Here is a 943-nt window from a genome sequence, read left to right on the forward strand (position 1 = left end):
CCGCGATGGATAGCACGAACAGCAACGCCGCATTACCTCGAGCAAAGCAAGTAGCCGTCGTCCCGGTGAATCTGATCCAACCCGCCGACGTGGGGCAGAGCATCAGTGCCTTCGACGACTGGCTGATCAGCATCAGCGACGGCACGATCTCGCTGGAACGTATCTCCACCATGGCCGGTGCGCTGCCGGTGTTGGGCAACATCCTCGCACTGGCGGACGTGTTCGGCGATATCGTCACCCTCGCGAAGAGTAAAGAGCGCCATACGCTCGATTGGGTGAGCCTGGGCATCAACCTGATGGGCGTGGTGCCCTTGCCCGGCACAGCGGCTGCCCGCATGAGTTTGCGCCCAGGCTTGTTCCTGGTGCGTCAGGAGTTGCGCAAGAGCGGCAAGCAACTGGTCGGCGAGGCAATGCTCACGGTGCTCGCTACCAGTTTGAACGCCAGCATCAAGGGCAGCCTGGAAGACTTCGTGACGAGGGCACGGGCCGAGTTGTCCGGTTTCATCGAAGCGGCCGCCCAGTATGGAGAGGCGCTGATCGTTGACCTGGCCAACGGCCTGGACGCGATCGTGCTGAGCGAGCTGGACGCCGAGGGCAATCTCAAGGCTGCGAAGGCGGAACTGTTCGAGGCCACGGGCAAACTCTGGCGTGACCCGCTCGGCGTATTCACCAATGTGTATGGCGCCGCCACGCAATTCCAGGCGGGCGTGGCCAAGGCCAGCCTCAACCTGGCGACAATGGCGATACCGAAGCGCGCCTGCGATGCAGTGCTGCGGGAGACCGCAGCACTTCGTCGGCTGTCGCCCGAACTCGGTCGGCAGATTCGCCGTCTGGCCGACGAAAACGTTGAGCAGAGCATCGGCTGGATCATCGCGGGCCTGGCCCGCGCCGTCCTCGCCCGCAGACCCGGCCGGGGACATGGCGCCAACGTCAAGTCGGGCAC

Annotated in this window: 1 pseudogene; it reads left to right on the forward strand. The window is 64.3% G+C overall.

Going from position 1 to position 943, the window contains the following annotated elements:
* Positions 1-65: 65 nt before the first annotated feature.
* Positions 66-943: pseudogene (locus tag DIE08_RS35260) on the forward strand (RHS repeat protein); the annotation flags it as partial.

This window comes from Burkholderia sp. Bp9004, from assembly GCF_003858025.1.
GTDB lineage: Bacteria > Pseudomonadota > Gammaproteobacteria > Burkholderiales > Burkholderiaceae > Burkholderia > Burkholderia diffusa.